At 63.0% G+C, this 25,055-nt stretch carries 28 protein-coding genes; 19 read left to right on the forward strand and 9 right to left on the reverse strand.

Annotated elements, in window-relative coordinates:
* Positions 1 to 116: 116 nt before the first annotated feature.
* The gene (locus ACFOW6_RS14365) at positions 117 to 1,679 is read right to left on the reverse strand and encodes a bifunctional aminoglycoside phosphotransferase/ATP-binding protein (protein WP_382423091.1); all 1,563 of its coding nucleotides are present in this window, start codon (positions 1,677 to 1,679) and stop codon (positions 117 to 119) included.
* 163 nt (positions 1,680 to 1,842) lie between these two features.
* On the opposite strand from ACFOW6_RS14365, the gene ACFOW6_RS14370 reads away from it, so the two are divergent.
* From ACFOW6_RS14370 to ACFOW6_RS14420, 11 genes are all read left to right on the forward strand, one after another.
* On the forward strand, positions 1,843 to 2,745 hold the full coding sequence (locus tag ACFOW6_RS14370) for a DMT family transporter (RefSeq protein ID WP_382423092.1): 903 nt from the start codon (positions 1,843 to 1,845) through the stop codon (positions 2,743 to 2,745).
* Positions 2,746 to 2,892: 147 nt separating this feature from the next.
* Positions 2,893 to 3,207, forward strand: a complete 315-nt coding sequence (groES, locus tag ACFOW6_RS14375; RefSeq protein ID WP_382423093.1) for a co-chaperone GroES — start codon at positions 2,893 to 2,895, stop codon at positions 3,205 to 3,207.
* A gap of 18 nt (positions 3,208 to 3,225) precedes the next feature.
* Positions 3,226 to 4,860: a chaperonin GroEL gene (gene groL, locus ACFOW6_RS14380; protein WP_382423094.1), complete on the forward strand. Its 1,635-nt coding sequence runs from the start codon at positions 3,226 to 3,228 to the stop codon at positions 4,858 to 4,860.
* Positions 4,861 to 5,005: 145 nt separating this feature from the next.
* Positions 5,006 to 5,410 carry a peptide-methionine (R)-S-oxide reductase MsrB gene (msrB, locus tag ACFOW6_RS14385; protein ID WP_382423095.1) on the forward strand — a complete coding sequence of 135 codons (405 nt, stop codon included), beginning with the start codon at positions 5,006 to 5,008 and terminating at the stop codon, positions 5,408 to 5,410.
* 8 nt (positions 5,411 to 5,418) lie between these two features.
* Complete coding sequence (locus ACFOW6_RS14390; protein ID WP_382423096.1) at positions 5,419 to 6,186, forward strand: SDR family oxidoreductase; 768 nt, start codon at positions 5,419 to 5,421, stop codon at positions 6,184 to 6,186.
* Between the two features lie 371 nt (positions 6,187 to 6,557).
* Positions 6,558 to 8,576, forward strand: coding sequence for an excinuclease ABC subunit UvrC (uvrC, locus tag ACFOW6_RS14395; RefSeq protein ID WP_382423097.1), 2,019 nt, complete (start codon positions 6,558 to 6,560; stop codon positions 8,574 to 8,576).
* A gap of 77 nt (positions 8,577 to 8,653) precedes the next feature.
* Positions 8,654 to 9,211: a CDP-diacylglycerol--glycerol-3-phosphate 3-phosphatidyltransferase gene (pgsA, locus tag ACFOW6_RS14400; protein WP_382423098.1), complete on the forward strand. Its 558-nt coding sequence runs from the start codon at positions 8,654 to 8,656 to the stop codon at positions 9,209 to 9,211.
* Between the two features lie 26 nt (positions 9,212 to 9,237).
* Positions 9,238 to 9,786, forward strand: coding sequence for a molybdopterin-guanine dinucleotide biosynthesis protein B (gene mobB / locus ACFOW6_RS14405; protein ID WP_382423099.1), 549 nt, complete (start codon positions 9,238 to 9,240; stop codon positions 9,784 to 9,786).
* The gene (locus ACFOW6_RS14410; RefSeq protein ID WP_382423100.1) at positions 9,770 to 11,032 is read left to right on the forward strand and encodes a molybdopterin molybdotransferase MoeA; all 1,263 of its coding nucleotides are present in this window, start codon (positions 9,770 to 9,772) and stop codon (positions 11,030 to 11,032) included. Before mobB ends, ACFOW6_RS14410 begins: the two co-directional genes overlap by 17 nt.
* Before the next feature lie 21 nt (positions 11,033 to 11,053).
* Positions 11,054 to 11,305 (forward strand): molybdopterin converting factor subunit 1, encoded by a 252-nt coding sequence (moaD, locus tag ACFOW6_RS14415; RefSeq protein WP_382423101.1) that lies wholly within the window; start codon positions 11,054 to 11,056, stop codon positions 11,303 to 11,305.
* A gap of 3 nt (positions 11,306 to 11,308) precedes the next feature.
* Entirely contained in the window at positions 11,309 to 11,764 is a 456-nt protein-coding gene (locus tag ACFOW6_RS14420) for a molybdenum cofactor biosynthesis protein MoaE (RefSeq protein WP_382423102.1), read from the forward strand.
* A gap of 80 nt (positions 11,765 to 11,844) precedes the next feature.
* Here the strand turns inward: ACFOW6_RS14420 and ACFOW6_RS14425 are convergent, their stop codons facing one another.
* Positions 11,845 to 12,750, reverse strand: coding sequence for a branched-chain amino acid aminotransferase (locus ACFOW6_RS14425; protein ID WP_382423103.1), 906 nt, complete (start codon positions 12,748 to 12,750; stop codon positions 11,845 to 11,847).
* A 213-nt stretch (positions 12,751 to 12,963) separates the two neighbouring features.
* Here ACFOW6_RS14425 and ACFOW6_RS14430 point away from each other — a divergent pair, with 213 nt between their 5' ends.
* From ACFOW6_RS14430 to ACFOW6_RS14440, 3 genes are all read left to right on the forward strand, one after another.
* Entirely contained in the window at positions 12,964 to 13,476 is a 513-nt protein-coding gene (locus ACFOW6_RS14430) for a MarR family winged helix-turn-helix transcriptional regulator (RefSeq protein WP_382423104.1), read from the forward strand.
* 30 nt (positions 13,477 to 13,506) lie between these two features.
* Positions 13,507 to 14,199 carry a response regulator gene (locus ACFOW6_RS14435; protein WP_382423105.1) on the forward strand — a complete coding sequence of 231 codons (693 nt, stop codon included), beginning with the start codon at positions 13,507 to 13,509 and terminating at the stop codon, positions 14,197 to 14,199.
* A 91-nt stretch (positions 14,200 to 14,290) separates the two neighbouring features.
* On the forward strand, positions 14,291 to 15,676 hold the full coding sequence (locus tag ACFOW6_RS14440; protein ID WP_382423107.1) for an ATP-binding protein: 1,386 nt from the start codon (positions 14,291 to 14,293) through the stop codon (positions 15,674 to 15,676).
* Positions 15,677 to 15,717: 41 nt separating this feature from the next.
* Here ACFOW6_RS14440 and ACFOW6_RS14445 read toward each other — a convergent pair whose 3' ends face one another.
* From ACFOW6_RS14445 to ACFOW6_RS14475, 7 genes are all read right to left on the reverse strand, one after another.
* The gene (locus ACFOW6_RS14445) at positions 15,718 to 16,089 is read right to left on the reverse strand and encodes a tRNA-binding protein (RefSeq protein ID WP_382423108.1); all 372 of its coding nucleotides are present in this window, start codon (positions 16,087 to 16,089) and stop codon (positions 15,718 to 15,720) included.
* Positions 16,090 to 16,266: 177 nt separating this feature from the next.
* Entirely contained in the window at positions 16,267 to 16,806 is a 540-nt protein-coding gene (locus tag ACFOW6_RS14450; RefSeq protein ID WP_382423109.1) for a phasin family protein, read from the reverse strand.
* Positions 16,807 to 16,904: 98 nt separating this feature from the next.
* A complete protein-coding gene (locus ACFOW6_RS14455; protein ID WP_382423110.1) occupies positions 16,905 to 17,546 on the reverse strand; it encodes a TetR family transcriptional regulator in 642 nt (213 codons plus the stop codon).
* 59 nt (positions 17,547 to 17,605) lie between these two features.
* Positions 17,606 to 18,088: a YbaK/EbsC family protein gene (locus ACFOW6_RS14460; RefSeq protein ID WP_382423111.1), complete on the reverse strand. Its 483-nt coding sequence runs from the start codon at positions 18,086 to 18,088 to the stop codon at positions 17,606 to 17,608.
* The gene (gene proC, locus ACFOW6_RS14465; protein WP_382423112.1) at positions 18,088 to 18,906 is read right to left on the reverse strand and encodes a pyrroline-5-carboxylate reductase; all 819 of its coding nucleotides are present in this window, start codon (positions 18,904 to 18,906) and stop codon (positions 18,088 to 18,090) included. Before proC ends, ACFOW6_RS14460 begins: the two co-directional genes overlap by 1 nt.
* Before the next feature lie 7 nt (positions 18,907 to 18,913).
* On the reverse strand, positions 18,914 to 19,414 hold the full coding sequence (locus tag ACFOW6_RS14470) for a type III secretion system chaperone family protein (protein ID WP_382423113.1): 501 nt from the start codon (positions 19,412 to 19,414) through the stop codon (positions 18,914 to 18,916).
* 153 nt (positions 19,415 to 19,567) lie between these two features.
* The gene (locus tag ACFOW6_RS14475; RefSeq protein ID WP_382423114.1) at positions 19,568 to 19,954 is read right to left on the reverse strand and encodes an accessory factor UbiK family protein; all 387 of its coding nucleotides are present in this window, start codon (positions 19,952 to 19,954) and stop codon (positions 19,568 to 19,570) included.
* 141 nt (positions 19,955 to 20,095) lie between these two features.
* Between ACFOW6_RS14475 and lgt the strand changes: the two genes are divergently transcribed.
* The 5 genes from lgt (at position 20,096) to ACFOW6_RS14500 (ending at position 25,037) form a co-directional block, all read left to right on the forward strand.
* Entirely contained in the window at positions 20,096 to 20,920 is an 825-nt protein-coding gene (gene lgt, locus ACFOW6_RS14480; protein WP_382423115.1) for a prolipoprotein diacylglyceryl transferase, read from the forward strand.
* On the forward strand, positions 20,917 to 22,032 hold the full coding sequence (locus ACFOW6_RS14485; protein ID WP_382423116.1) for a class I SAM-dependent methyltransferase: 1,116 nt from the start codon (positions 20,917 to 20,919) through the stop codon (positions 22,030 to 22,032). The genes lgt and ACFOW6_RS14485 overlap by 4 nt, the downstream gene beginning before the upstream one ends.
* A complete protein-coding gene (gene pgeF, locus ACFOW6_RS14490; RefSeq protein WP_382423117.1) occupies positions 22,029 to 22,796 on the forward strand; it encodes a peptidoglycan editing factor PgeF in 768 nt (255 codons plus the stop codon). Before ACFOW6_RS14485 ends, pgeF begins: the two co-directional genes overlap by 4 nt.
* The gene (locus tag ACFOW6_RS14495; RefSeq protein ID WP_382423119.1) at positions 22,711 to 23,976 is read left to right on the forward strand and encodes a M24 family metallopeptidase; all 1,266 of its coding nucleotides are present in this window, start codon (positions 22,711 to 22,713) and stop codon (positions 23,974 to 23,976) included. Before pgeF ends, ACFOW6_RS14495 begins: the two co-directional genes overlap by 86 nt.
* Before the next feature lie 77 nt (positions 23,977 to 24,053).
* Positions 24,054 to 25,037, forward strand: coding sequence for a hypothetical protein (locus ACFOW6_RS14500; RefSeq protein ID WP_382423120.1), 984 nt, complete (start codon positions 24,054 to 24,056; stop codon positions 25,035 to 25,037).
* Positions 25,038 to 25,055: the final 18 nt, after the last annotated feature.

Consider the following 25,055-nt stretch of genomic DNA (forward strand, 5'->3'; position numbering starts at 1 on the left):
CCTGAATTCCGCGCCGCACGAAGCCGGGCGCAAGGGACTGCCAGCATAAGACCTCAGCCGGACGGGGAAAGTCCCTTGCCGCAACCTGTTACCCCGATTTCCGCAGATCAGCCATGTCAGGACTCGAGGCCAAGCCTCTCCTGTGCCCGGGCCAGCACGGCCTCGGCCCCATTCCCCGTATCCAGGCGCGGCCAGGCGATCTCACCGGTCTCGTGGGTCAGTTGGTGTTCCAGAACCGACACGGTCGCATCCGAGCTGTCGTTGCGTCGCCCCTCGATCCGTGCCTCCAGCGTCTCGCGCGGGGCCTCCAGCCAGAGACCCCGGAACGCAGCACCACAGTCTCGTGCAAGTGCCTCCAATTGCCCGCGCTCCTCGGGTTTGGCCCAGACGGCATCGGCAATGACAGACTGTCCAGCCTTCAGCGCCGCCGTCGCCTCGGCAAACAGCGTGTCGTAGACCTTTCGGCTCACGTCGGCACTGTAGGCGTCCTGAGGAAGCCGTGTTTCCGGAGCCACGCCTTGCAGTCGCTTGCGGATCATGTCGCTGCGCAGGTGCAGGGCGCCGGGCGCACGCCCCACCGCGGGCGCCAGGCCTGCCGCCAGCGTGGACTTTCCGGTTCCCGAAAAGCCTCCGACCGCAATCAGCCGCGGTTGATCCGCAGGCTCCAGAAACTGGCGGGCCAGCGCGAAGAAACGCCCGGCAGCATCTGTCAGCCTCTCGGCCTCGGCCTTGTCCTCCTGCGCGTCCACGGCGGCCGCTGTCACCTTTGCCCGTACGGCTGCGCGGATACTCAGCATCAACGGCAGGGCGTCCAGGACCCCCACCTGCCCCACCCGACTGAGGTAGCGATTCATGGCCAGGTTGGCGAAATGCCGGTGATCCCGGTTGACCAGGTCCATCAGCAGATAGGCCAGGTCGTAGACGACATCGATGCCGGCAATACGCTGGCTGAACTCGATACAATCGAAGGGAGTCGCCTGCTCCTGCCAGAGCACCACGTTGCCCAGGTGCAGATCCCCATGGCACTGCCGCACCCAGCCCTCCTCACGGCGTCGGTCCAGCAGCGGCCCGACGCGCTCCAGGGCGGTCCGGCTCCGACGGGTCAGATCTGCCACAGCGTCCGGCGTGAAGCAGGCCGGCATCGCCTTCATGTCCTCGGCATTTTCCTCCACCACGCCTTGCAGGCCCTCGGTCCCGCCGTAGGGCGCGGCGAGGCGCTCGGCCTGCACATGCAGGTCATGGACGCGATCCACCAGGTCGATGATGTGGCGCGGCTCCAGCTCCCCCTGTTCGATCAGGTGATCGAACATCAGGGCCTGGTCGAAACGGCGCATCTCGATGACCCAGTCCAGGGTTTCGCCCGCGCCGTCGAACTCCAGGCCGCCATCTCTGGCCCGGGTTATGGCATGAACACCGAGGTAGATCTGGGGCGCGGTCCGGCGGTTCAGCTCCACTTCCCTGCGGCAAACCTCCTCGCGTGCCTCCAGGCCGGTAAAATCCAGGAAGGAATAGGCCACCGCCCGCTTGATCTTCCAGGCCCGCTCGCCGGCCAGGAAGACGTGGGCCACGTGGGTGGTGACGTGCCGGACCTCGCCGGCAGCCTCCGGGTGGGTGGACGGGTCCTTCAGGAAGGCAATGATCTCTTCCTGTCCGCTTTCGCTGTCGTGCTGATCCGTCATGCTGCCTCTTCCTGTTTATCTTTTGAAAAACGCCGAGACCGCCCCGGCCCTGTCCACCGTGCAATGCACCCCCGCAGGATTGGCAATTACGCCGAGAGGGTTGCAGGGTCTACAAAGACAGTCGGCGAGAATCATAGCAATGCAATCGCCTCCGGGGGGCTCCATGTCAACGCACCTGCAACCTGTCGACGCACTGTCCGTCGCGGCCGCCAACAGGCGGGGCATCTTCTGGATGCTGTTCGCGGTCTTCCTGTTCGTCAGCATGGATGCCATCGCGAAGACCCTGTCCCAGAGTTATGACATCGCCCAGATCGTCTGGGCCCGCTATACATTCCACGTCCTGATCATGGTGGCCTTGCTGAACCTGCGCCTGCCGGCCCTGTTGCGCACGCGCCGCCTGCCCCTGCAGCTGTTCCGCTCGCTGATGCTGCTGGTGACCACCAGCCTGTTCTTCCTGGGCATTTCGCATATCCCGCTGGCCGAGGCCGCTGCGGTGATGCTGGCCGTGCCCTTGATCGTGACCGCGCTGTCCATGCCCCTGCTGGGCGAACCGGTGGGCATTCGCCGCTGGACGGGCGTGCTGCTGGGCTTCATCGGCGCACTGATCATCATCCGCCCCGGCAGCGACCTTTTTGATCCGGCCACCCTCTATGTCCTGGCAGCGGCCTGCACCAATGGCCTCTATCACATCAACACGCGCCAGCTGAGCCAGAGCGAATCGCCCATGACCACGCTGACCTACAGCGCGCTCATCGGCATGATCGTCATGTTCTTCGTGGTCCCCTTCTTCTGGACCACGCCGGATCTCTGGGGCTGGATCGGCCTGGTCTCCATCGGGGCCATCGGCGGTGCCAGCCACTTCTGCATCATCAAGGCCTACCAGGCGGCGCCGGCCGCCGTGGTGGCGCCCTTCAACTACTCGAACATGATCTGGGCCACATTCTACGGTTTCCTGCTGTTCGGCGACCTGCCCGACGGGTTCACGCTCCTCGGTGCGGTCATCCTGATCGCCAGCGGCCTCTATGTTTTCTACCGCGAACAGAAGAAACAGGCACAGAGCCGATAACTTCCTGAAAACGCCCTGTTCTATTTTTTCACAAGGCTCTTGAAAAAGGGTCGGGGTGGTCGTAAATGAAGCCTGCCTTAGCACTCGCTTAAAAGGAGTGCTAACAGCATCCCCTCAACACGTCAGTCTCTATTGGGAGGACGATTAATGAAATTCAGGCCGCTTCATGACCGCGTGGTGGTTCGGCGCATCGAGGAAGACGAGCGCACCGCCGGCGGCATCATCATTCCGGATACCGCCAAGGAAAAGCCGATGCAGGGCGAAGTCGTCGCCGTCGGCCCGGGTGCCCGTAACGACAAGGGCGAGCTGATCGCGCTCGACCTCAAGGAAGGTGACCGGATCATCTTCGGCAAGTGGTCGGGAACCGAGGTCAAGATCAACGGCGAAGAGCTGCTGATCATGAAGGAATCCGACATCATGGGCATTCTCGAGGGCAAGAAAGCCTCGAAGAAGGCCGCTTAACACAAGGGACGACAAGACATGTCTGCCAAGGAAGTCAAATTTTCACAGGATGCACGCCAGCGCCTGCTGCGCGGCGTCGATATCCTGGCCGATGCGGTCAAGGTGACGCTCGGCCCCAAGGGCCGCAACGTGGTCCTCGACAAGTCCTTCGGCGCGCCGCGCATCACCAAGGACGGTGTGACGGTGGCCAAGGAAATCGAACTGTCCGACAAGTTCGAGAACATGGGCGCCCAGATGGTGCGCGAAGTGGCCACCAAGACCAACGACATGGCCGGCGATGGCACCACCACGGCGACCGTCCTGGCGCAATCCATCGTGCGCGAGGGCTCCAAGGCCGTGGCCGCGGGCCTGAACCCCATGGATCTGAAGCGCGGGATCGAGCTGGCCGTTGACGCCGTGGTCGCCGACCTGCGCAAACGCTCGCGCGATATCAGCCAGAATTCCGAGATCGCCCAGGTGGGCACCATCTCGGCCAACGGCGACAAGGAAATCGGCGAGATGCTGGCCAAGGCCATGCAGAAGGTCGGCAACGAGGGCGTGATCACGGTCGAGGAGGCCAAGTCGCTCGAGACCGAACTCGAGGTCGTCGAGGGCATGCAGTTCGACCGCGGCTATCTCTCCCCGTACTTCGTCACCGACGGCGACAAGATGCGCGTCGAGCTTGAGGACCCCTACGTGCTGATCTTCGAGAAGAAGCTGGGCAATCTGCAAGCCCTCCTGCCTGTGCTCGAGTCGGTCGTCCAGTCCAGCCGTCCGCTGCTGATCATTGCCGAGGATGTCGAGGGCGAGGCCCTGGCCACCCTGGTGGTCAACAAGCTGCGCGGTGGCCTCAAGGTCGCGGCCGTCAAGGCCCCCGGCTTCGGTGATCGCCGCAAGGCCATGCTGCAGGATATCGCGGTCCTCACCAACGGCACCGCCATCTCCGAAGACCTGGGCATCAAGCTGGAGAACGTGACCCTCGACATGCTGGGCCGCGCCAAGAAGGTGACCATCACGAAGGAAGAGACCACCATCGTCGATGGAGCGGGCAAGAAGAAGGACATCGAAGCCCGCGTGAACCAGATCAAGGGCCAGATCGAGGAGACCTCCTCGGACTACGACCGCGAGAAGCTGCAGGAGCGCCTGGCGAAGCTGGCCGGCGGTGTTGCCGTGATCCGCGTCGGCGGGTCCACGGAAACCGAAGTGAAAGAGAAGAAGGACCGTGTCGACGACGCCCTGCACGCCACGCGCGCAGCCGTCGAGGAAGGCATCCTGCCGGGCGGCGGTGTCGCCCTGCTGCACTCGATTGCCGCGCTCGACAAGGTGAAGCCGATCAACAACGACCAGAAGGTCGGCGTGGACATCATCCGCCGGGCCCTCCAGGCCCCGGTGCGTCAGATCGCCCAGAACGCCGGACTGGATGGCGCCGTTGTCGCCGGCAAGCTGGCCGAGCACAAGGACTACAACTGGGGCTTCGATGCCTACACCGGCGAATACACCGACATGGTGAAGGCCGGCATCATCGACCCGACCAAGGTCGTGCGTACGGCCCTGCAGGACGCCGCTTCCATCGCCGGTCTGCTGATCACAACCGAAGCCATGGTTGCCGAGAAGCCGGAGAGCAGGAAGTCTGCGGCGGGCGCCGGTGCCGGAATGGGTGACATGGACTTCTGATCCACGTCCTCATTGACTTGGCAGAAAAGCTTCGGGCCGGCATGGAAACATGCCGGCCCTTTGCTTTGCCATTGGCACTTGTCCCTCAGAGACCCAATATCCGGGGAGATGACAACATTCCATCGAGGAAAGGCAAGGAAGCGGCATGACTGCGGAAAAGCAACGATCCAGCATTGATGTTTCACACCTGACCCCCGAGCAGCGGGAGGTCACGCAGAACGAGGGAACCGAACGCCCCTTCAGCGGCGCATTGCACGATGAAAAGCGGGCCGGCACATACAGTTGCATCGTCTGCGGCACGCCCCTCTTCTCATCCACGCACAAGTTCGACAGCGGCACCGGCTGGCCCTCCTTCTGGCAGCCGATCGTGGAAGATGCCGTGGGAACCAGGGAGGATCGCAAGCTCTGGATGAGCCGCACGGAAACACACTGTGGAAACTGTGGCGCACATCAGGGGCATGTCTTTCCCGACGGACCGGAACCGACGGGCCTGCGCTATTGCATCAATTCAGCGGCGCTGGATTTCGTGCCGGAAGACAAGGACGAGTGAATCAGACCATGGCAGCCACGGACCGGCATCCGGACACCTATCCGACCAGCGCTCTGGTAACAGGGGCCGGCCAGCGGCTCGGGCAGGCCATGGCCCTGGAACTGGCAGCCCATGGCTACCGTGTGGCCCTGCACTACAACACATCTCAGGCCGCCGCCGAGGAGACGGCGCAGATTATCACCGACAGCGGCGGCGAAGCTGTTATCTTTCAGGCTGACCTGTCCCAGGAAGAAGACACGGAAAACCTGGCAGAGGCCGTGCTGGAGCAGCTTGGTCCCCTTGGCGTGCTGGTCAATAACGCCGCCACCTTCGTGCGCGATGAATGGGACGATACCACCCGGCAGAGCTGGGACCTGCACATGGAGCCCAACCTGCGCGCACCCTACGTCCTCGGCCAGGCCCTGGGGCGTGCTCTGCCACAGGATCGGGGAGGGCTGATCCTCAACATGCTGGACCAGCGGGTCTGGAACCTGACGCCGCACTTCATCAGCTACACGCTGAGCAAGAGCGGCTTGTGGACCCTGACACGGACGCTCGCTCTGGCCCTCGCCCCGCGCATCCGGGTTAACGCCATTGGCCCCGGACCGACCCTTCCCAGCCCGAATCAGACCCGAGAACAGTTCAACGCCCAGGTCGGGAAGGTCCCCCTTAGACGGGGCCCCGACATGGATGAACTGCGCAACACCTTGAGCTATCTTCTCAAAGCGCGTTCCGTGACCGGCCAGATGATCGCGCTGGATGGCGGACAGCACCTTGGATGGGGGCAAGTGAACTGACTTTGGGGATTGACTCTTCGAAAGTTTTACACATCGCCCGGAAAAACTCGGGGCTACCCCCCTTTTCCTCAAATTTCTTTACATATTACTGTTTTATGAAGATTGACATTGAAAAATGTATTAAACAACAGACACTTAAACTGTTGCCCAAAAATTGGGCAGTCTATAGAAAAGCTTGATTCTGCTGGGCCCCGGCTTTGACAAGACGAAGATAACCACAGAGTTATCCACAGAAACCGTGGAAAGTCTTCCAAGGCCCAGAGATTCCGCGTGATTCGCACAGGCGGACCTCGGGGTGGCTTGCAAGTGGAGGAAGATACCCTTGGAAACGTTCCGCTGACAGTCAGGCACAAAGCTGCGATTTTCTGAGAATGGCAAAGGCAAAAGGCAACCGACGAATCAAGGATCCCTCGGCCGGCGGGAAACGGGCTCCGCGGTTCCACGATGACACCCCGGACTCGCTGGAATTCCATGGCGCGATTCCCGGTCTGGCCGAGGCGGCAGAAGGCTTCGAGGCAGAGGGCCCGACGCATTCCGAGACCTCCCTGGCCCAGGGTGTGGGCGTTCTGGAAAAGGCGGTGAAAACGCTGCCGGAAAGTCCCGGCGTCTATCGCATGCTGAATCGCCGCAACGACGTGCTCTATGTCGGAAAGGCGAAGAACCTGCGCAAGCGCGTTTACAGCTACACCCAGATCTCCAAGCAACCCCGTCGTCTGCAGCGGATGATTGCGGAAACCTGTGGCCTCGAGATCGTGCGCACCAACAGCGAAGTCGAGGCCTTGCTGCTGGAAAGCAATCTCATCAAGCGCTTCATGCCGCGCTACAACGTGCTGCTGCGCGACGACAAGTCCTTTCCCTATATCTTCCTCAGCAGTGACCATTCCTATCCGCGCCTGACAAAGCATCGCGGATCCCATGAGCGCGAAGGCGCCTACTACGGTCCCTTTGCCTCGGCCGGCGCGGTCAACCGCACGCTGACAGCACTGGAGAAGGCCTTCCTGCTGCGCTCCTGCTCGGACCATGTCTTCGCCAACCGGACACGGCCCTGCCTGCTCTACCAGATCAAACGCTGCTCGGCGCCCTGCGTTGGGCGCATCAGCCAACAGGAGTACGGCCAACTGGTGGAGGCCGCCCGGGCCTTCCTGTCGGGCAGGGACAGTGCCATCCAGGGGGAACTTGCAGGCCTGATGCAGGAGGCCGCGGAAAACCTGGACTTCGAGACGGCTGCGCGCTATCGCGACCGCATTCGCGCGCTCGCCCACATCCAGTCCAGCCAGGACGTGAACGTGGAAGGCATCAACGATGCCGATGTCATCGCGGTGCATCAGGAAGGCGGCCAGAGCTGCATCCAGGTCTTCTTCTTCCGGGCCGGTCGTAACTATGGCAATCGCTCCTACTTTCCGGGACACGACAGCAATCTGGAAACGACCGAGGTGCTGGGCGCCTTTCTGGCCCAGTTCTACGACAACAAGCCGGTCCCCGCTGTAGTCCTGCTGAGCCACGAACCAGCCGAGAAGGACCTGTTGCTTGAAGCCCTGGAAATGCGGGCCGGACATCGAATCCGCATGCAGGTTCCGCGACGCGGCGAGAAGCGCAAGCTACTCGAGACCGCTCTGCTGAATGCCAAGGAAGCACTTTCGCGCCGACAGGCCGATGTCACGGCCCAGAGCCATCGCATGGAGGAACTGGCCCAGCTGCTGGAACTGGACGGGCCACCCGAACGCATCGAGGTGTATGACAACAGTCATATCCAGGGCAGCAACCCCTATGGCGTGATGATCGTTGCGGGCCCCGAAGGCTTCCGCAAGAACGCTTATCGCAAGTTCGCCATTCGCTCTCTCAAGGACAGGGACGACATCGGTGATGACTACGCCATGATGCGCGAGGTGCTGACGCGACGCTTTTCCCGGGCCGTGAAGGAGGATCCGGATCGTCAGGGCGGGCAGTGGCCGGATCTGGTTCTGCTCGATGGCGGCCGCGGCCAACTGAGCGTGGCCGAGGAGGTCTTTGCCGAACTGGGCATCGAAGATATGCCGGTGGCAGGCGTGGCCAAGGGGCCAGACCGGGACGCCGGCCGCGAACGCATCTTCCTGCCGGGGCGCGAGCCCTTCCTGCTGACGCCGGACACGCCGCTTCTGCACTACATCCAGCGCTTGCGGGACGAGGCCCACCGCTTCGCAATCGGCACGCATCGGGCCGGCCGCAGCAAGAGCCGGCTGACCTCGTCCCTGGACGGGGTTCCGGGGATCGGTGCCAAGCGCAAGAAGGCGCTGCTGCTGCATTTCGGCTCGGCCCGGGCTGTTGAACAGGCGGCCCTGGCCGACCTGGAAGCCGTTGACGGAATCAGCCGCACCGTGGCCAAGAAGATCCATGAGCATTTTCATGAATGACCACAGCCGTGATATTTCGTATTAAAGCCGTGGACGCATAGTGCAACGGCCCGGTTTGAAAGCAGAGCGGAGACTCCATGCTGACCAGTCTGCCCAATCTATTGACCCTGGGACGTATCCTGGCCATTCCCGCTCTCATCATCCTGCTTTACATGAATGAACCGGGTACACGGTGGGCGGCCCTTGTCCTCTATATTCTGGCGTGCGCCACGGATTGGCTGGACGGCAAGCTGGCGCGCTCCATGGGGGAGGTGTCACCTCTCGGCCGTTTCCTCGATCCCATAGCCGACAAGCTGCTGGTAGCGGCGATCATCATCATGCTGGTGGCCCTCAGCGACATCAGCGGTGTCTCCCTGCTGGCGGCGATCGTTATCCTCTGCCGGGAAATCCTGGTATCCGGCCTGCGGGAATACTTGGCGGAACTGCGCGTTCCCATGCCGGTCAGTCGGCTTGCCAAGTGGAAGACCATGGTGCAGATGACGGCTCTTGGCGTCCTCATCCTGGGACCGGCGGGCCCTGCCCTGCTGATGCTGCCCCTGGTGGGCGACGTATTGCTCTGGATTGCGGCTGTTCTGACGCTGATCACGGGTTATGATTACCTCATGCGAGGCATTGCCCATATGAAAGCGCATTGAGACAGAGACTGGCAGGTTCGGGAAAGATGAAGGTTATCGGTCTGGCTGGTTGGAGTGGCAGCGGAAAAACCACATTGCTGTCGCGCTTGCTGCCCGAACTGACTGGCCGCGGCCATCGGGTCTCGACCATTAAGCACGCCCATCACAAGTTCGACGTGGACAAGCCCGGCAAGGATTCCTGGGTGCATCGCGAGGCCGGGGCAAGCGAGGTTCTGGTCTCCTCCAATCAGCGCTGGGCCCTCATGCATGAGCTTCGCGAGGAGCCCGAGGCCACGCTGGAGTTCCTGATGAGTCGGCTCTCACCGGTGAACCTGGTGATCGTCGAAGGCTTCAAGCATGATCCCCATGACAAGCTGGAGGTCTACCGCGCCAGCCTCGGCAAGCCACTGCTGGCCGAAGAGGACCCCCACATCGTGGCCGTGGCGAGCGACAGCGAAATGACAACGGAGCACTTGCCCGGCCGCCCACGCCGGCTGGAGTTGAATGATATCGTGGGTATCGCCGATTTCATCGAAAGCCATTGCGGCCTGGAGCGAAAGAAGACACGGGAAAGCCTGCATGGCCCAGCTGAGTGACGACTGTTTTGCCCACGGCGGCCCGCTCATGCACTTTGACCGGGCGCTGGAACTGCTGTCCGAGCGTCTCGAGCCTGTCACGGAAACGGAAGAACTTCCGCTGCAGGCGGCGCTGGGACGCGTCCTGCGCCAGGACCTGCTCTCGCCGATCGACGTTCCGCCGGGTGATAATTCCGCGGTTGACGGCTACGCCTTGCGGCACGCCGACCTGCATTCGGAAGCGGAAAGCCGCCTGAAGCTGGTGGGACGGGCTGCCGCCGGCCACCCCTGGAAACAGGAGGTCGCCACCGGCACGACAGTCCGCATCTTCACCGGCGCCCCCATGCCACCCGGAGCGGATACCGTCATGATGCAGGAGGACTGCACCGAGGAGGAGGGATGGGTGCGGATACGCCCCGGCATCAGCCAGGGCGCCAATCGCCGCCTCAGCGGCGAGGATATCCGTGCCGGAACCACGGTACTGCCCGCCGGACGCGTCCTGAAGCCCGTGGACCTGGGACAGGCGGCTGCAATCGGCTGCAGTCGACTGCCAGTATCCCGTCCGTTGCGCGTGGCACTGCTCTCCACAGGCGACGAGCTCTGCGAACCCGGAGAAACCCCAGGCGATGGCCAGATCTATGACTCCAATCGTCAGGTTCTGGCCGGTCTGTTGAGCAATCTCGGATGTCAGGTCACGGATCTCGGCATCCTGAAGGACGAGAGCGCCGGACTTGCCGCGACGCTGGAAGAGACCGCGGCCGGCCATGACCTGATCGTCACGTCCGGCGGAGTTTCCAGTGGCGACGAGGACCATGTGAAGCAGGCCGTGGAACAAGCCGGCGGCCGACTCCACTTCTGGCGCGTCGCCATCAAGCCAGGCCGGCCTGTGGCTCTGGGTCAGATTCACCGTGTCCCCGTCATCGGATTGCCCGGCAATCCCGCGGCTGTGGTCGTTACCTTCCTGCAGCTTGCGCGGCCCATGGTCCTCCAGCTCATGGGCGCAGATCCTCAGCGTCCACAGCGTTTGCCGGTGAGCGCAAACTTTGCCCATCGCAAGAAGAAGGATCGACGCGAATGGGTGCGTGTGCACATAACTTATGATGAGAACGGCCTTCCGCTGGCCGAGAAATTCGCCCGCGAAGGCGCCGGTATTCTCAGCTCGCTTGCGGAAACCGACGGACTGGTGGAGCTGCCGGAGGACTTGACCAGCCTGCAGCCCGGGACCACGGTATTCTATACGCCCTACAGCGCATTGTTTCATGGCTGATCATGAATGGAAGGTCTGAACGTGAAACTGCTTTATTTTGCCTGGCTGAAGAACAAGATCGGAACGGCCAGTGAGGAGATCACGCTGCCGGCCGAGGTGGTCGATGTGACCGGTCTGCTGGACTGGCTGCACGCCCGCGGGCCGGATTATGCGGAAGCTTTGGGTGATCGCAGGCGAATCCGCGTGGCGGTCAACCAGGAATACGCCCGGTCCGATACGCCGGTCTCCGGCACCGACGAGGTTGCACTCTTCCCGCCCGTGACGGGAGGCTGAGCCATGGCGGTTCGGGTCCAGGAAGCTGATTTCGACCCGGGCGCGGAGCTCGAGCAGTTGACTCGTGGCAGCACCACGATCGGCGGTGTAACCTCCTTTATCGGGCTGGTGCGCGACATGGCCGGCGATCAGCCGGTCAGCGGCATGACCCTGGAACACTACCCCGGCATGACCGAGAAGATGCTGGAACGCATCGAGAGCGAAGCACATGAACGCTGGCCGCTGGACGCCAGCCTGATCATCCACCGTGTGGGCCCCCTGAACCCAGGCGATCGCATCGTGCTGGTGGCCACCGCGAGCGCGCATCGTCAGGCGGCCTTCGAATCCTGCCATTTCCTGATCGACTGGCTGAAGACCAAGGCCCCTTTCTGGAAGGCGGAACACGCGCCCGACGGCGCGGCGCAATGGGTCGAGGCCCGCGAAAGCGACGAGGAAGCCAGCGCCCGCTGGAACAGTTGATAGAACTGGAACAGTCGATAGAAAAAGGGCGGGCCCGAAAGCCCGCCCGTCGTGGCATCGATTACAGGAAAAATTCTGGTTCAGGCCGCACTGGTGGAAGCATGCGCGGCCATGTCGTGGGAGCGCTTCACCAGTTCGTCATAATCACGCAACAGGTTCAGGGTGATGTCCCCCGGCGTGAAGCTGTACTGATCGATCTCGCGCACCGGCGTCACCTCCACGGCCGTGCCGCAGATGAACACTTCGTCGGTCTTGGCAAACTCCTCCGGGAAAATGGCGCGCTCGATCACCTCGTAGCCGCGCTTTTGAGCGAGCTCGATGACTGTGCGCCGCGTAATGCCGTTGAGGAAGCAGTCCGGGCTCGGCGTGTGCAGCTTGCCGTCCTGGACCAGGAAGATGTTCGCCCCCGTCGCCTCGGCGACCTGGCCACGCCAATCCAGCATCAGGGCGTCGTTGTAGCCCTTCTGCTCGGCCTCGTGCTTGGACAGCGTGCAGATCATGTAGAGACCGGCCGCCTTGGAGTGGACCGGCGCCGTGCGCGGATCCGGACGGCGGTACCGCCCCTCGGTCATGCGGATGCCTTCCAGGCGCGCTTCCGGAGAGAAATAGGCCGGCCATTCCCAGGCGGCAATCGCCAGGTGAATGCGCGATTTCTGGGCCGAAACCCCCATCATCTCGCTGCCACGCCAGGCTACGGGCCTGACATAGCCGTCGGAGATTCCGTTGGCCTGCAGAACCTCGGCCGCGGCCGCATCGATCTCGGCGACGCTGTAGGGAATCTCGAACCCCATGATTTCGGCGGAGTCATGCAGCCGCTGATGATGCTCGCTGGGCTTGAAGATATTGCCCCCGTAGGCGCGTTCGCCCTCGAAGACACAGCTTGCATAGTGCAGGCCATGGGAGAGAACGTGGAGATTGGCGTCGCGCCAGGGAACCAGCGCGCCGTCGTACCAGATGACACCGTCACGATCATCGAAAGGAAGCATGGATAACCGGGGTCCTTAGGCCCTATAACAGACAAGCAAACATAACGCGGCCCCTTATATCGGGGGTGAAACTCAGTACAGACTCCGTTACAGGACGTTCCGACCGCGAAGTCAAGCGCTACAGGCCAAGGAATTTCCTGCTAACCGGAGAATTTGTTAGATTATGTCACGACTGACCCTGATTAGGTAACAACTTTAGCCAAGTAAGTCAATATGACTGACGTAAAAACTGCTATCAATCCGCTTTTTCTCCGTGAGGAGGAGTTGCGCCAGGCCATAGAACTGCTGTTTTTCGCCTACCGTGATTCCACCGCGGAACCCGATCGCATTCTGGCCAAGTACAACTTCGGACGCGCGCATCACCGCGTGATCTATTTCGTGGGGCGCAATCCGGATCTGCCGGTCAGTGAACTCCTGCGCATCCTCAAGATCACCAAACAGAGCCTGTCCCGGGTGCTCGGTCAGTTGGTGGAGGAGGGTTTCATCGAACAGAAGGCCGGCCAGCACGATCGGCGTCAGCGACTGCTGCGCCTGACCGAGCAGGGCCGCAGCCTGGAGCAGCAGTTGAGCGAGGCCCAGCTGGCCCGCTTTGCCCGTGCCTACAGGGCCGCCGGTGCGGAATCTGTCGTCGGTTTCCGCACCGTCCTGCTGGGCCTGATCAACGAGGAGGATCGTGAACGCTTCCTGGCTGACCGCGATCCCCAGCGCCTTCCCGGCGAGCGCTGACGGCGTGTCTTCAAGGGAGCACCAGGGTCCATGAACGATAACCAGGCCCACATCCTCGTCGTCGATGACGACAAGCGCCTGCGCGAACTGCTGCACCGCTATCTCAGCGACCAGAACCTCCGCGTCACCACGGCTGCTGATGCCGAAGAGGCCCGCAGCAAGCTGTCCGGGCTGGAGTTCGATCTCATTGTGCTCGACGTCATGATGCCCGGGGAAAGCGGGTACGATCTGGCCCGTTGGCTGCGCCAGCAGGAACGTCAGATCCCGATCCTGATGCTGACGGCGATGGAGGAGGTCGAAAGCCGCATCACGGGCCTGGAATCCGGTGCCGACGACTATCTCTCGAAACCCTTCGAGCCGCGCGAGCTGATCCTGCGCATCAATGCGATCCTGCGCCGCTCCAGCCAGGTCCAGGCTGCCGGCAGTGCCGACAAGGTCTTCTTCGGCGGTTTCTCTTTCGACCTAGCCCGTTCGGAACTTCGCCGCGGAGAAGCCTATATCCACCTGACCGCAGTCGAAACCTGCCTGCTGAAGGCACTGGCGGAATCGCCCGGTGTGCCGGTCAGTCGCGACCGTCTGGCCGACGCCAGTCCGGAAATCGGCAACCAGCGCAGCATCGACGTGCAGATGACCCGCCTGCGCCGCAAGATCGAACCCGATCAGAAAACACCGCGATACCTTCAAACAGTCCGCGGAACGGGTTACGTTCTGATGCCCGACTAGCCCTGCGCGTCGTGCAGAAAGGAAGCTTCATGGAACGCGGCATGCCCCCGAACATCAATTCCTGCCGGGGAGCACCCCCCTGTCGTCCGGCATGAGCGACGATCCCAAGAGCATACGCCGCCCCCGTGCACTCGGTGGCGGCCAGAGCGGACGCCGGCGCACGCGTTTCAAGCTGAAGCGCCTAATCCCGCGCAGCCTGCTGGCCCGCTCCCTGCTGATCATCATCATGCCGCTGATCCTGCTGCAGGGAATCTCCACCTGGGCCTTCTATGAACGCCACTACCAGACCATCACCCGGCGTCTCAGCCAAGCCGTGGCGGGCGAGATCGCCTCGGTGATCGACGTGCTGGAGCGCGAGTCGCGCACCATGACCAATGTCGAGATGTTCGCCCTGGCGGACGCGCATATGTGGCTCAACATGCGCCTGCTGCCGGACCAGGAACTCAAGGAAGTGGATAGCAAGCTCCTGCCCTCGGTTCTGGACAGCCGGCTGGGACAGGCCCTGCGCGAACAGCTCTGGCATCCCTACGTCGTCGACAGCCAGAGCCTCACGCACTACGTGGAGATCCAGGTGGATCTGGGCGACTCCATATTGCAGGTCCTGGTGCCGCGACGCCGGCTTTTTAGCTCCACGATCTATATCTTCCTGATCTGGATGTTCGGCAGCTCCATCGTGCTGTCCGCGGCCGCCACGCTTTTCATGCGCCACGAGGTCCGACCCATTCGGCGTCTTGCCAAAGCCGCGGATAATTTCGGGCGCGGCGTGGACGTCACCGGATTCCGCCCGGAAGGCGCCACCGAGGTTCGCCTGGCCGGCACCGCCTTCCTGCAGATGCAGGACCGCATCAAGCGACAGATCCAGCAACGCACGGACATGCTGGCCGGCGTCAGTCACGACCTGCGCACGCCCCTGACCCGTTTGAAACTGGAACTGGCCCTGCTGGGCGACGATGCCGCCACGGAGAGCATGCGCGCCGATATCCAGCAGATGGAACACATGATCGAGGGCTATCTCGCGTTCGCGCGCGGCGAAGGCACCGAGAATCCCCAGGAATGCGATATCAGCGAGATCCTTCGCCAGGTCGTCGACCAGGCCCGGCGGGACGGTGCCCATGTGGACCTGCACATCGAACACTCGATGCCTACCGTGGCCCGCAAGGAAGCGCTGCGCCGCTGCCTGGCCAACCTGATCAACAATGCCTGGCGTTACGGCGGGAATATCTCCATCACCGGCCAGTGGTATCGCAAGGGTGTCCAGATCCTGATCGACGATGATGGCCCGGGCATTCCATCCGAGAAGCGGGAAGAGGTCTTCCGGCCTTTCTTCAGGCTGGACACCTCGCGCAATCCGGAGACCGGCGGAACCGGTCTGGGATTGACCATTTCACGAGACATGATCCGCAGCCAGGGCGGCGACCTGAAGCTCGAGGAGGCTCCCGGAGGTGGTCTGCGCGCCAACATCTGGCTGCCGGGCTAGGAAGAAAACAGGGGCGAAAAGCCCGCTTCGCGACGGTTCGCTCAGTGCATCCGTGCCCCGTTGGGGACCTTCAGGTTGGGCTCGGCCAGCACCACGGCCCCGTCCTCGTCGGCAAAACCCAGGACCAGAACCTCCGAGACGAACTTGCCGATCTGCTTGGGCGGGAAGTTCACCACGCCCATGACCTGTCGTCCTTCGAGATCCTCCAGGCTGTAGTGCTCGGTAATCTGGGCGGAGGTTTTCTTTTCGCCGATCTCGGGACCGAAATCGATCCAGAGCTTGTAGGACGGGCGACGGGCCTCCGGATAGGGTTCGCAACGCACCACGGTCCCGACGCGAATATCGACCTTCAGGAAGTCGTCGAAGCTGATCTCGGGGGATTCTTTTATCGGGGAATCTTCTATGTCTGCCATCTCTTGGTTTCCTGCCACGTTTGCACACACGAGTAACCGGCCCCCAACATCCTGGGATGTTCCGAGAACCGGCCACTCATGGTCTGAAGTGTAATGAACCTATCAGGGGACAGAACCCCGATAAAGCCGACTTTGTCGCTGTCCCAGCGCTCGTCGGCAGGCCACAGAGGACCCTCGTCAGTTCTGTCCGCCCTGGCTGCCCTGGCCGCCGCCGCTGGTCGACTTGCTCTGCTCGCCGCGCGCGCTCTTGGCCTCCTCGGACATCGTCTGCAGGGTGGACTGGATCTCCTCGATGCTTTCCGAAACGCGCTTGTTGATCAGATCCTGCGCTTCGCTGTTGGACTTGGCGCCCATCTCGGCGAGTTCACGCATGTTGGCAATGGCCTTTTCGAAAGCCTGGCGGCAAAGTTCCGCCTGCTTCGCCATGCGATCCTCGGGGGCGCCGGCAGCCGCCATCTCATTCATGACGCGGCTGGCTTCTTCCATGGTGGTTCGGAAGATCTCGGTCTGGCGCTGGGTAATGGCTTGTGCGCCTTCGTAGGCCACACGGTTCGCGTTTGTGATGGCCTCGAGATTCTTGCGCTGAGCATCCAGGACCTGTTGCGGGTCAAAACCGGGAACCTGCCAGTTCTCGGCCATCTTGGAAAAATCCATCATCTTCTGGAAATCCGCTTCCAGAAAGGGATTGCTGTAGGTTGTCTTCTCTGACTTGGCCATGGTCGCTCTCCTGTAGCCGTGGGTGACAGAACTGGGCACAAACTAATGCTTTATGTTGCACTGCACAATAGAGAATATTGTGCAGTGCAACATAGTCGTCAACCCGGTGCTGTGGCCGCACCCTCCGTGTCGGAGGTGCCCTCTTGGGCGCGCCGTCCGCGGCGCCGCCTGCGCAGACGCCCCAGCAGGTTGTCCGCGCGCGCCAAGGCGCGATCCAGTGCCGACATGGTCTTTGCCATGTCCTCGCTGTCGTCCTTCAGCCAGACCCTCAGAACTGAGAGATAAATGGCCGACAATCCCTTCACGCGCACCGCTCCGCGCCACCCGCCGGCCGACACACCGGCCACTTCCAGCATCCAGGCCATGGAACGTCCCAGTCCTGGCAGAGCGCAAAGCGCGTTCACGGGTTGGCAGCGATAGGAATCCAGGATGTTGGCGATCGCCGCCTTGTGACGGGACAATTCGTCGAACCGCCGCATCAGCACGTCGAATAGCCGATCACGCGGACTGCCATTCATGTCTATGGAGTCACTGTCGCCCAGCACCGCGGCATCAACCTCGCGGCCATAGGCGGCAAGAATGGCCTGTTTACTGCCGAAGCGTTCATGAATGACGGCCAGGGAAACACCAGCCTCACCCGCGATATCGGACAGGGTCACATCCTGCCAGTCGCGTTCCGCAGCCAGTTTCAGCGTCGCATCGATAACCTTGCGCGCAGGATCCTGCTTTCGAGTCGCCATAACGTAACGCCTCCTTGGTTCATCCCTATCAGGTAGGCGCAAGAGGACGGGAATCCAAGTCAGGCCCGGCAAATCTCCGTGAATTCCGCCCCGGTCAGCGTCGCAAGTTCCTGCGGTGTCAGGCGGAAAACCGCATTGGAGGTGCCGGCCGCCGCCCAGATTTCCACATAGGCCTGCAGGTCCCGATCCAGCAGGGTGCGCGGTGGATGACTGTGCCCCACCGGCGGCACCCCGCCAATGGAGTATCCCGTCTTCTCGCGCACGAAAGCAGCATCGGCCCTGGTGATGTCATGCCCCAGGTGCCGGGCCACCTTCGTCTCATCGACGCGATTGACGCCGCTGGCCACCACCAGGACGGCTTCGTCGGTCTCGGGCAACCTGAAGATCAGCGACTTGGCAATCTGGCCCACCTCGCATCCGATAGCCCTCGCCGCCTCTTCGGCCGTCCGGGTGCTCTCGGGAAACTCACGCACATCACAGGTCAGCCCGCGATCTTCGAGCGTTTTCTGAACCCGACCGGCCGCGGCCTTGAGCGTGGACATCAGGAGGCCAGCTCGCGACTGCGCCGGGTGGCTGCCGCGATAGCCTGGACCATCAGGGGTTCCAGCCCCTTCTCGTCCATCAGAACAGCCAGGGCCTCGACGGTCGTGCCCCCCGGGCTGCTGACATTCTTGCGCAACTGTGCGGGCGTTTCAGAGGAGGTGTGAACCAGTTCCCCGGCTCCGGTCACCGTCGCACGTGCAATCCGCTCCGCCACCTCCTTGGGCAGGCCGGCTTCTTCGCCAGCCTTGGCCAGACACTCGATCATGTAGAAGACATAGGCAGGACCGCCACCAGAGACGGCAGTCACGGCATTCATCTGATCCTCGTCCTCGACCCAGTCCGCCAGGCCGACAGCCGACATCAGTTCCTGGCAGAACCGTTTCTGCGCATCGCTGGTCCGTGCGCCGGCGACAAGGACACTGACCCCGCGCCCCACGGCAGCCGGCGTGTTCGGCATGGCCCGAACGATCGCTGCCTCCGCGCCGAGCTGGCTGCTGAAGTAATCAAGCGTCTTGCCGGCGGCGATCGAAAGAAAGACCGTTTCGGGGGCCACGAATCGCCTGAGGTCCGGCAGGACGTCATCCATCTGCTGCGGCTTGACCGCCAGCATAACCAGAGCCGGCTTCAAGTCCGAAGGCAACTCGGGGAGATGCTGAACATGGTTGAGCGGACTGTCGCCGAAAGGTTCGAGCGCTGCCGGGTTGGGATCCAGGATGTAGACGTTTCGGGGATCGACGCCGCGTTCCAGCCAGCCGGAGAGCAGCGCACCTCCCATCTTGCCACAGCCGATCAGCAGCAGCGGACCTGGTACATTCATTCTGTCTCTAAGCCTCTCCTACAGTGTCCATCATTGCGGCCGTCAGCGCCTCCTCGACGGGACGGCCGCCCCACACCACCATCTGCAAAGCGGGATAGAGACGTTCGCACTCCAGCAGGGCCGTGTCGAGCAGGTCTTCGAGCTGCTCGACGGAAATCCCGCTGGTCCCGCGCAGGGGGATCGTGTGGCGGAAGAGAACGGCGCCATCTTCGGGAGAATAGTCGAAATGCCCGAGCCAAAGGCGCTCGTTGGCGGCCGCCAGCAGTTCGAAGACAGCAGCACGACGGGTAACGGCAACACGCGCCTCAAGATGGCAGGAGAGATACATGGCACCAATGTCCGATTGCCAGAGCGCGCAGACATTGTAGTCGCACCACTGACCGGCGACCTGGACGATCAGTTCCGAGTCACTCGAGCGATCGTGTATCCAGTCGTTGGCAGCAACCAATTCCTCGAAGAGATCGAGGGGGTTCGCGGAAATTCGGGAATGTTCGATGAGCAGACTCATGGAGGGCCTCCATTATGCGCCCGGGCGCTTATGCCGGCGGCGATCAGGTTGGCTCAGGCCACTCGGGAGGACTCTAAATATCGAGAGCCTGAGGCCTCATCCCACCAGATATAGCGTGCCAAATTCCTTTCCGCGATGCAACAAGGATACCGCTCAGCCTGCGTCTTTCTTGCCGCTGCTCTTGCCCTTGCCCGTCGAGCCGGCCTTGCTCGAAGCGGCGGCCGTGCGCTTGCCGGAGGTCGTTCTGCTCGAGGCGGCCTTGCGCCCCCCTCCGGAAGCCGCGGACGTCTCGAGTTCGGCCAGCCGGGCTTCGAGAGCCGCGACTCGCCCGGCCAGTTCCTCCTGCTCCGAGCGGGCCTTCGCGGCCATCGCCTGCACTGCCTCATGTTCTTCGCGCGTCACCAGATCCATACCGGACAGCAACTTTTCCAGTTGATCACGCACCCGCGCCTCGGCCTCGGTGCGGACGTCACTGGCGACACCGGCGGCACCACCGAACACCCGTGCGAGATCATCGAACAGACGGTTCTGGGATTGCATCACCTGAACTCCTTCTCATTCCCGGGGCACTTCCCTTAAAGTAACGCAGTGTCCCCGTCTTGCCACTGCCCTTTTCTTGGAACAGTGCGCCGCCTATAACATCACGAATATCCATTCGCTGAAGAGGATCGACGGACCGCAATGGAAAATCTGCTGCTCTGGGGCGCGCTCGCTTTTCCGCAATTCGATCCCGTGGCCCTGGAGATTGGCCCTCTCGCCATACGCTGGTACGCACTGGCCTATATCGTCGGTCTGGTGGGCGCATGGCTGTATTGCCGGCACCTGATCACCCTCTCTCCGGCCGGCCTCACCCGGGAAGCCATCGACGACTTCCTGCTCTGGGCGACCCTGGGGGTGGTTCTCGGCGGACGACTCGGCTATGTGCTCTTCTATCAGCCCGCCTACTATGCCCAGCATCCACTGGAAATCTTCTTCCTCTGGCAGGGTGGCATGGCCTTTCACGGCGGCCTGCTGGGAGTGATCCTCGCGATCGTGCTGTTCGAGCGCAAACGCGGCCTGGCCTTCATGTCGCTGACCGACATCGTGGCCTGTGCCACCCCCATCGGCCTGTTCCTCGGACGCATCGCCAACTTCATCAACGGCGAACTCTACGGCCGGCCCAGCGATGTGCCCTGGGCCGTGGTGTTTCCCGGTGCCGGCCCGGAGCCGCGCCATCCGAGCCAGCTTTACCAGGCCGGGCTCGAGGGCCTGGTGCTGTTCCTCCTCCTCTTCGTCATGGTCCGGGCCGGTGCCCTGAAATGTCGGGGCCTGATGTCCGGCAGCTTTCTCGCCGGATACGGGCTGGCGCGTATCATTGGTGAGCTCTTCCGCGCCCCCGACCCGCATCTTGGCTTCCTCGCCGGTGGCCTGACCATGGGGCAGCTGCTGTCGCTTCCCATGCTGCTGGCCGGGGCCGCCCTGATCCTCTGGGCTCGGCGCAACAGCAGGATGGGACAGGCATCATGAGCACAGCGCTCCTGGACAGTCTTGTCCGCCGAATCCGCTCAGAGGGACCGATTTCCGTTGCCGAGTACATGGCACAGGCCCTGGCCCACCCCGAACACGGCTATTACCGCAAGCAGGACCCGTTCGGAGCCGCCGGCGATTTCACCACTGCCCCCGAGATCAGCCAGATGTTCGGCGAGCTGATCGGGTTGTGGTGTGCCGACACCTGGCAGGCCCAGGGCAGCCCCCACCCCTGTGCCGTTGTCGAGCTGGGGCCCGGGCGTGGAACGCTGATGTCCGACGTCCTGCGCGCCGCCCGTACCCTGCCTGGCTTCAGCGAAGCCCTCCAGGTGCATCTTGTCGAAACCAGCCCGGCGCTGCAAAACCTGCAGGAACGCAACCTTTCGCAACAGGCACGCGTCACCTGGCACGAGAGCCTGGAGGAGTTGCCGAACATGCCGGCCTTCTTCATTGCCAACGAGTTCTTCGACGTCCTGCCGGTCCATCAGTACCAGCGCGGTCCTGAGAGTTGGCACGAGCGCCTCGTGGGTCTCGATTCCGAAGGACAGGGTTTGGACTTCGGCCTTTCAGGGCCGCTGCCCGAAGCTCTGGTCCGGGATCTGCCGTCCTGCGAGAGCGGTGCCGTGATCGAGGTCTCACCCGCCGCCCAGCGCTACGCCGAAACCATGGCATTGCATCTCTGCCAACACGGCGGGGCCGCGCTCTGGATCGACTACGGTCATGACCACACGGCTCCCGGAGAAACACTCCAGGCGGTCAAGGGACACAGCTATCACCCCGTGCTGCAGGACCCGGGCGAGGCGGATCTGACCGCTCATGTGGACTTTTCCGCACTCGCGCGCGCCGCCGAATCAGGCGGCGCCCGTCCTCACGGTCCCGTCGCTCAGGGAGATTTCCTGAAAACGCTGGGCATCGAAACCCGAGCGGCCATGTTGAGCGAGAACGCAACGCCTGATCAGCGCACGACCATGGCCAGCGCCGTGAAGCGGCTGACCGAGGCCGAGGAAATGGGCACGCTTTTCAGGGTCATGGCCGTGACAGGACCGCAGGCTCCGGTTCCGGCCGGGTTTCCAATCCCGCACTCCGAGTCCCGGGAAAGGGCCGCAGGATGAAACTCTCAGCAGCCTGCCTGTCGGCGGAGCCCCGAATCGCACACGGCTTCTTCACCCGCCGCGGCGGCGTCAGCGAAGGAATATACACGTCTCTCAACTGCGGACTGGGCAGCCAGGACAATCCCGACGCCGTGGCCGAGAACCGGGCCCGGGCCGCCACCCAGCTGGGCGTTCTCCCCGAGCACCTGCTGACCTGCTATCAGTTCCATTCAACCGAGGTGCTGGAAGTCTCCGGTCCGTGGGACAGCAACGGTCCCAGACGGGCCGATGGCCTGGTCACGACCACACCGGGTCTTGCTCTTGGCATCCTGACGGCCGATTGCCTGCCGGTCCTTCTGGCCGACAGCCAGGCCGGCGTGGTGGGAGCGGCCCATGCCGGCTGGAAGGGGGCCCTCGGGGGTGTCCTGGAAGCGACGCTGTCCGCCATGCAGCGTCTGGGGGCCGAGACGGACAGGATCACGGCGGCCACGGGACCGGCCATCTCCGTGGAGTCCTACGAGGTCGGCCCGGAATTCCGCGACCGGTTCCTGCAGGACAGTGCCGAGTACGACCGCTTCTTCGTGCCTGGTTCGAACGGACGGCCGCATTTCGACCTCAAGGGCTTCGCCCATGCACGCCTGCACGCGGCCGGCGTGCGGCAGGTCGAAATGCTTCCCCAGGATACCTGCAGCGCAGAAGATGACTTCTTCAGCTATCGCCGGGCCTGCCATCGCGGAGAACAGGATTACGGGCGAGGGTTATCCGCCATCTGCCTGGAAACCTGATCCTTTGGCGCAACAGGGAGAAACCATCGTGCCCTTGCATTTCAGTGAAGCAGAATTCGAGGATCGCCGCCGACACAGCTGTACCGCCATGGCACAGGAGGGGCTCGACGCGCTGCTGATCTTTCGCCAGGAGTCCATGTACTACCTGAGCGGCTACGACACCTTCGGATATGTCTACTTCCAGTGCCTTCTTCTCACGACCGACGGCGATATGGCTCTGCTGACCCGGGCTCCGGACCTGCGTCAGGCCCAGCAGACCTCATGCATCCCGGATATCCGCATCTGGGTCGACGATCCCGACGCCAATCCGGCCGAGGAGCTGAAAGCGCTACTGCGCGAGAAGGGCCTGCAGGGCACACGCCTGGGCGTGGAGTACGAAGCCTATGGTCTGACGGGCTACAACTGCAAGCGCTTGGAGGCTGCACTTCAGGGCTTCTGTGACCTCGAGGATGCCTCCTGGCTGGTCAGTCGCCAGCGGGTCGTGAAGAGCTTGGCCGAAATCGAATACCTGCGCCGGGCAGCGGAGTTGGCCGATGCCGCCGGCGAAGCGGCCCTGTCGGAAACCCGTGCCGGTGCCTACGAAGGGGACATCCTGGCTGCCATGCACGGTACCATCTTCCGCGGCGGCGGCGATGATCCGGCCAACGAGTTCATCATCGGCTCGGGGCCGCAAGCCCTGCTCTGCCGCTACCATACGGGTCGCCGACACCTGGATGCTGAGGACCAGCTGACCCTGGAATGGGCCGGCACCTATCGCCACTACCATGCCGCCATGATGCGTACCGTTCCCGTTGGCACCTGCCCGCCGGAACAGAAGGACATGTTCAAGGCCGCGCGGGAGGCGCTGCTGGCTGTCGAGGATGCGCTTGCACCGGGCAACACGGTTGGCGCCGCCTTCGACGCCCATGCCCGGGTCCTCGACCGGGCCGGATTGAGCGCACATCGCATGAACGCCTGTGGCTATTCGATGGGGGCCACCTTTGCTCCCAACTGGATGGACTGGCCCATGCTCTATCACGGCAACCCCGTTGTGATAGAACCCGGCATGGCGTTCTTCGTTCACATCATCATCTTCGACAGCGACAAGAACCTGGCCATGACCTTGGGGCGGTCCTCCCTGGTCGGCCAGCACGGCTCCGAAAGCCTGTCGAAAGCACCGCTGGACCTGATCGTGAAATAGGATCCTCTCGTGCCGCATGTCATTCTCTTCATCTTCTTCATATTGCTGGGGATGCTGGCCACCTGCGTGATGATGTGATGCGCTGCGTCGGCCTGTTCCTATTGGTAATCCTGCTGCTCGGCGGCTGCGGCGAGCTGCCCCGGCCCTTCAGCCAGCCGGGGCAGCAGAACCTGGACCTCCATATCGCCCGCGAACGCAACACGATCCATGTGAGAGGACCGCTGGAGCTGCCGTCCCAGAGCAAGGCGCTCTTCGAGCAGCTGATCGTCGCGCAGCTGCGCGACAGCGGGTTGGCGGCGCGCCGTGCCGCGGCACCACCAAGTGGGGTCGCCCGCCTGTACGCCAGCACGGAGATCCAGCCCGTGGGCGAGGATCGCGAACGGCTGAGACTGTCCTGGCAGCTCATGTCCATGGATGGGGAGCCCCTGCTCGCGCCCGTCCAGGAACGGATCATCCAGCAGGGAGCCTGGCAAAGCGGGGACAAGGCGCTACTGGAATCCCTCAGCCGGGACTTGACGAACCAGATCGGTGAAAGCTTCGGCATGAACTACCAGCCGCCTGCTCTCACGCCGGAAGAGCTTGCAGACGAGCAGCCCCCCGAGGAAAGGCGGGAGCCCGACGCGCGCACGGAGGCACCAACGCCGGAGCCACGCGAAACCAGGCAGCAACCAGAGCAGGAGCGCAGCGGCGAGGTGATCGTCCTGCCCATCGAGGAAGCGCCCGGCGACGGGCGGGAAAGCCTGGAGATTGCCATGATGCAGGTCCTGCGGGATGCCGGCGTACCTGTGCGCCGCGTGCCGGAGAAGCAGGATTTCCTGCTGGACGTGGACATCGATCTCGGGACGCCGCAGGACGGCAGCCAGCGTATCCGCATTCTCTGGACCCTGCTGTCCGCCCGTGACTTCTCGGAGATCGGGACACTCACGCAGGAAAATCGCATTCCGGCGGGCAGCCTCGACGGCGAATGGGGCGACACCGCCTACCTGATCAGCCGCGCGGCGGCCGAAGGGCTGATCGAACTGTTCAGGGAGTCGGGCCTGGCCATTGCACCCGGGCAATGACACGCGCTTGGAGCACAC

It is taken from the genome of Fodinicurvata halophila (assembly GCF_042651425.1).
Classification (GTDB): Bacteria; Pseudomonadota; Alphaproteobacteria; order Kiloniellales; family DSM-21159; genus Fodinicurvata; species Fodinicurvata halophila.

Excerpts from the sequence above, each read along its gene's own strand:
- ACFOW6_RS14460 (WP_382423111.1), bottom strand. The coding sequence starts at position 18,088 with ATGTCCACGCTCAAGGCCGCGGCCGGTCGGGTTCAGAAAACGCTCGAA.
- mobB (WP_382423099.1), top strand. The coding sequence starts at position 9,238 with ATGAAGGTTATCGGTCTGGCTGGTTGGAGTGGCAGCGGAAAAACCACA.
- ACFOW6_RS14470 (WP_382423113.1), bottom strand. The coding sequence starts at position 19,414 with ATGAGTCTGCTCATCGAACATTCCCGAATTTCCGCGAACCCCCTCGAT.
- groL (WP_382423094.1), top strand. The coding sequence starts at position 3,226 with ATGTCTGCCAAGGAAGTCAAATTTTCACAGGATGCACGCCAGCGCCTG.
- msrB (WP_382423095.1), top strand. The coding sequence starts at position 5,006 with ATGACTGCGGAAAAGCAACGATCCAGCATTGATGTTTCACACCTGACC.
- pgeF (WP_382423117.1), top strand. The coding sequence starts at position 22,029 with ATGAAACTCTCAGCAGCCTGCCTGTCGGCGGAGCCCCGAATCGCACAC.
- ACFOW6_RS14445 (WP_382423108.1), bottom strand. The coding sequence starts at position 16,089 with ATGGCAGACATAGAAGATTCCCCGATAAAAGAATCCCCCGAGATCAGC.
- ACFOW6_RS14370 (WP_382423092.1), top strand. The coding sequence starts at position 1,843 with ATGTCAACGCACCTGCAACCTGTCGACGCACTGTCCGTCGCGGCCGCC.
- pgsA (WP_382423098.1), top strand. The coding sequence starts at position 8,654 with ATGCTGACCAGTCTGCCCAATCTATTGACCCTGGGACGTATCCTGGCC.
- ACFOW6_RS14485 (WP_382423116.1), top strand. The coding sequence starts at position 20,917 with ATGAGCACAGCGCTCCTGGACAGTCTTGTCCGCCGAATCCGCTCAGAG.
- ACFOW6_RS14390 (WP_382423096.1), top strand. The coding sequence starts at position 5,419 with ATGGCAGCCACGGACCGGCATCCGGACACCTATCCGACCAGCGCTCTG.
- ACFOW6_RS14450 (WP_382423109.1), bottom strand. The coding sequence starts at position 16,806 with ATGGCCAAGTCAGAGAAGACAACCTACAGCAATCCCTTTCTGGAAGCG.
- ACFOW6_RS14410 (WP_382423100.1), top strand. The coding sequence starts at position 9,770 with ATGGCCCAGCTGAGTGACGACTGTTTTGCCCACGGCGGCCCGCTCATG.
- ACFOW6_RS14430 (WP_382423104.1), top strand. The coding sequence starts at position 12,964 with ATGACTGACGTAAAAACTGCTATCAATCCGCTTTTTCTCCGTGAGGAG.
- ACFOW6_RS14440 (WP_382423107.1), top strand. The coding sequence starts at position 14,291 with ATGAGCGACGATCCCAAGAGCATACGCCGCCCCCGTGCACTCGGTGGC.
- ACFOW6_RS14475 (WP_382423114.1), bottom strand. The coding sequence starts at position 19,954 with ATGCAATCCCAGAACCGTCTGTTCGATGATCTCGCACGGGTGTTCGGT.
- groES (WP_382423093.1), top strand. The coding sequence starts at position 2,893 with ATGAAATTCAGGCCGCTTCATGACCGCGTGGTGGTTCGGCGCATCGAG.
- ACFOW6_RS14365 (WP_382423091.1), bottom strand. The coding sequence starts at position 1,679 with ATGACGGATCAGCACGACAGCGAAAGCGGACAGGAAGAGATCATTGCC.
- ACFOW6_RS14455 (WP_382423110.1), bottom strand. The coding sequence starts at position 17,546 with ATGGCGACTCGAAAGCAGGATCCTGCGCGCAAGGTTATCGATGCGACG.
- proC (WP_382423112.1), bottom strand. The coding sequence starts at position 18,906 with ATGAATGTACCAGGTCCGCTGCTGCTGATCGGCTGTGGCAAGATGGGA.
- ACFOW6_RS14420 (WP_382423102.1), top strand. The coding sequence starts at position 11,309 with ATGGCGGTTCGGGTCCAGGAAGCTGATTTCGACCCGGGCGCGGAGCTC.
- ACFOW6_RS14435 (WP_382423105.1), top strand. The coding sequence starts at position 13,507 with ATGAACGATAACCAGGCCCACATCCTCGTCGTCGATGACGACAAGCGC.
- ACFOW6_RS14500 (WP_382423120.1), top strand. The coding sequence starts at position 24,054 with ATGCGCTGCGTCGGCCTGTTCCTATTGGTAATCCTGCTGCTCGGCGGC.
- ACFOW6_RS14495 (WP_382423119.1), top strand. The coding sequence starts at position 22,711 with ATGACTTCTTCAGCTATCGCCGGGCCTGCCATCGCGGAGAACAGGATT.
- uvrC (WP_382423097.1), top strand. The coding sequence starts at position 6,558 with ATGGCAAAGGCAAAAGGCAACCGACGAATCAAGGATCCCTCGGCCGGC.
- ACFOW6_RS14425 (WP_382423103.1), bottom strand. The coding sequence starts at position 12,750 with ATGCTTCCTTTCGATGATCGTGACGGTGTCATCTGGTACGACGGCGCG.
- lgt (WP_382423115.1), top strand. The coding sequence starts at position 20,096 with ATGGAAAATCTGCTGCTCTGGGGCGCGCTCGCTTTTCCGCAATTCGAT.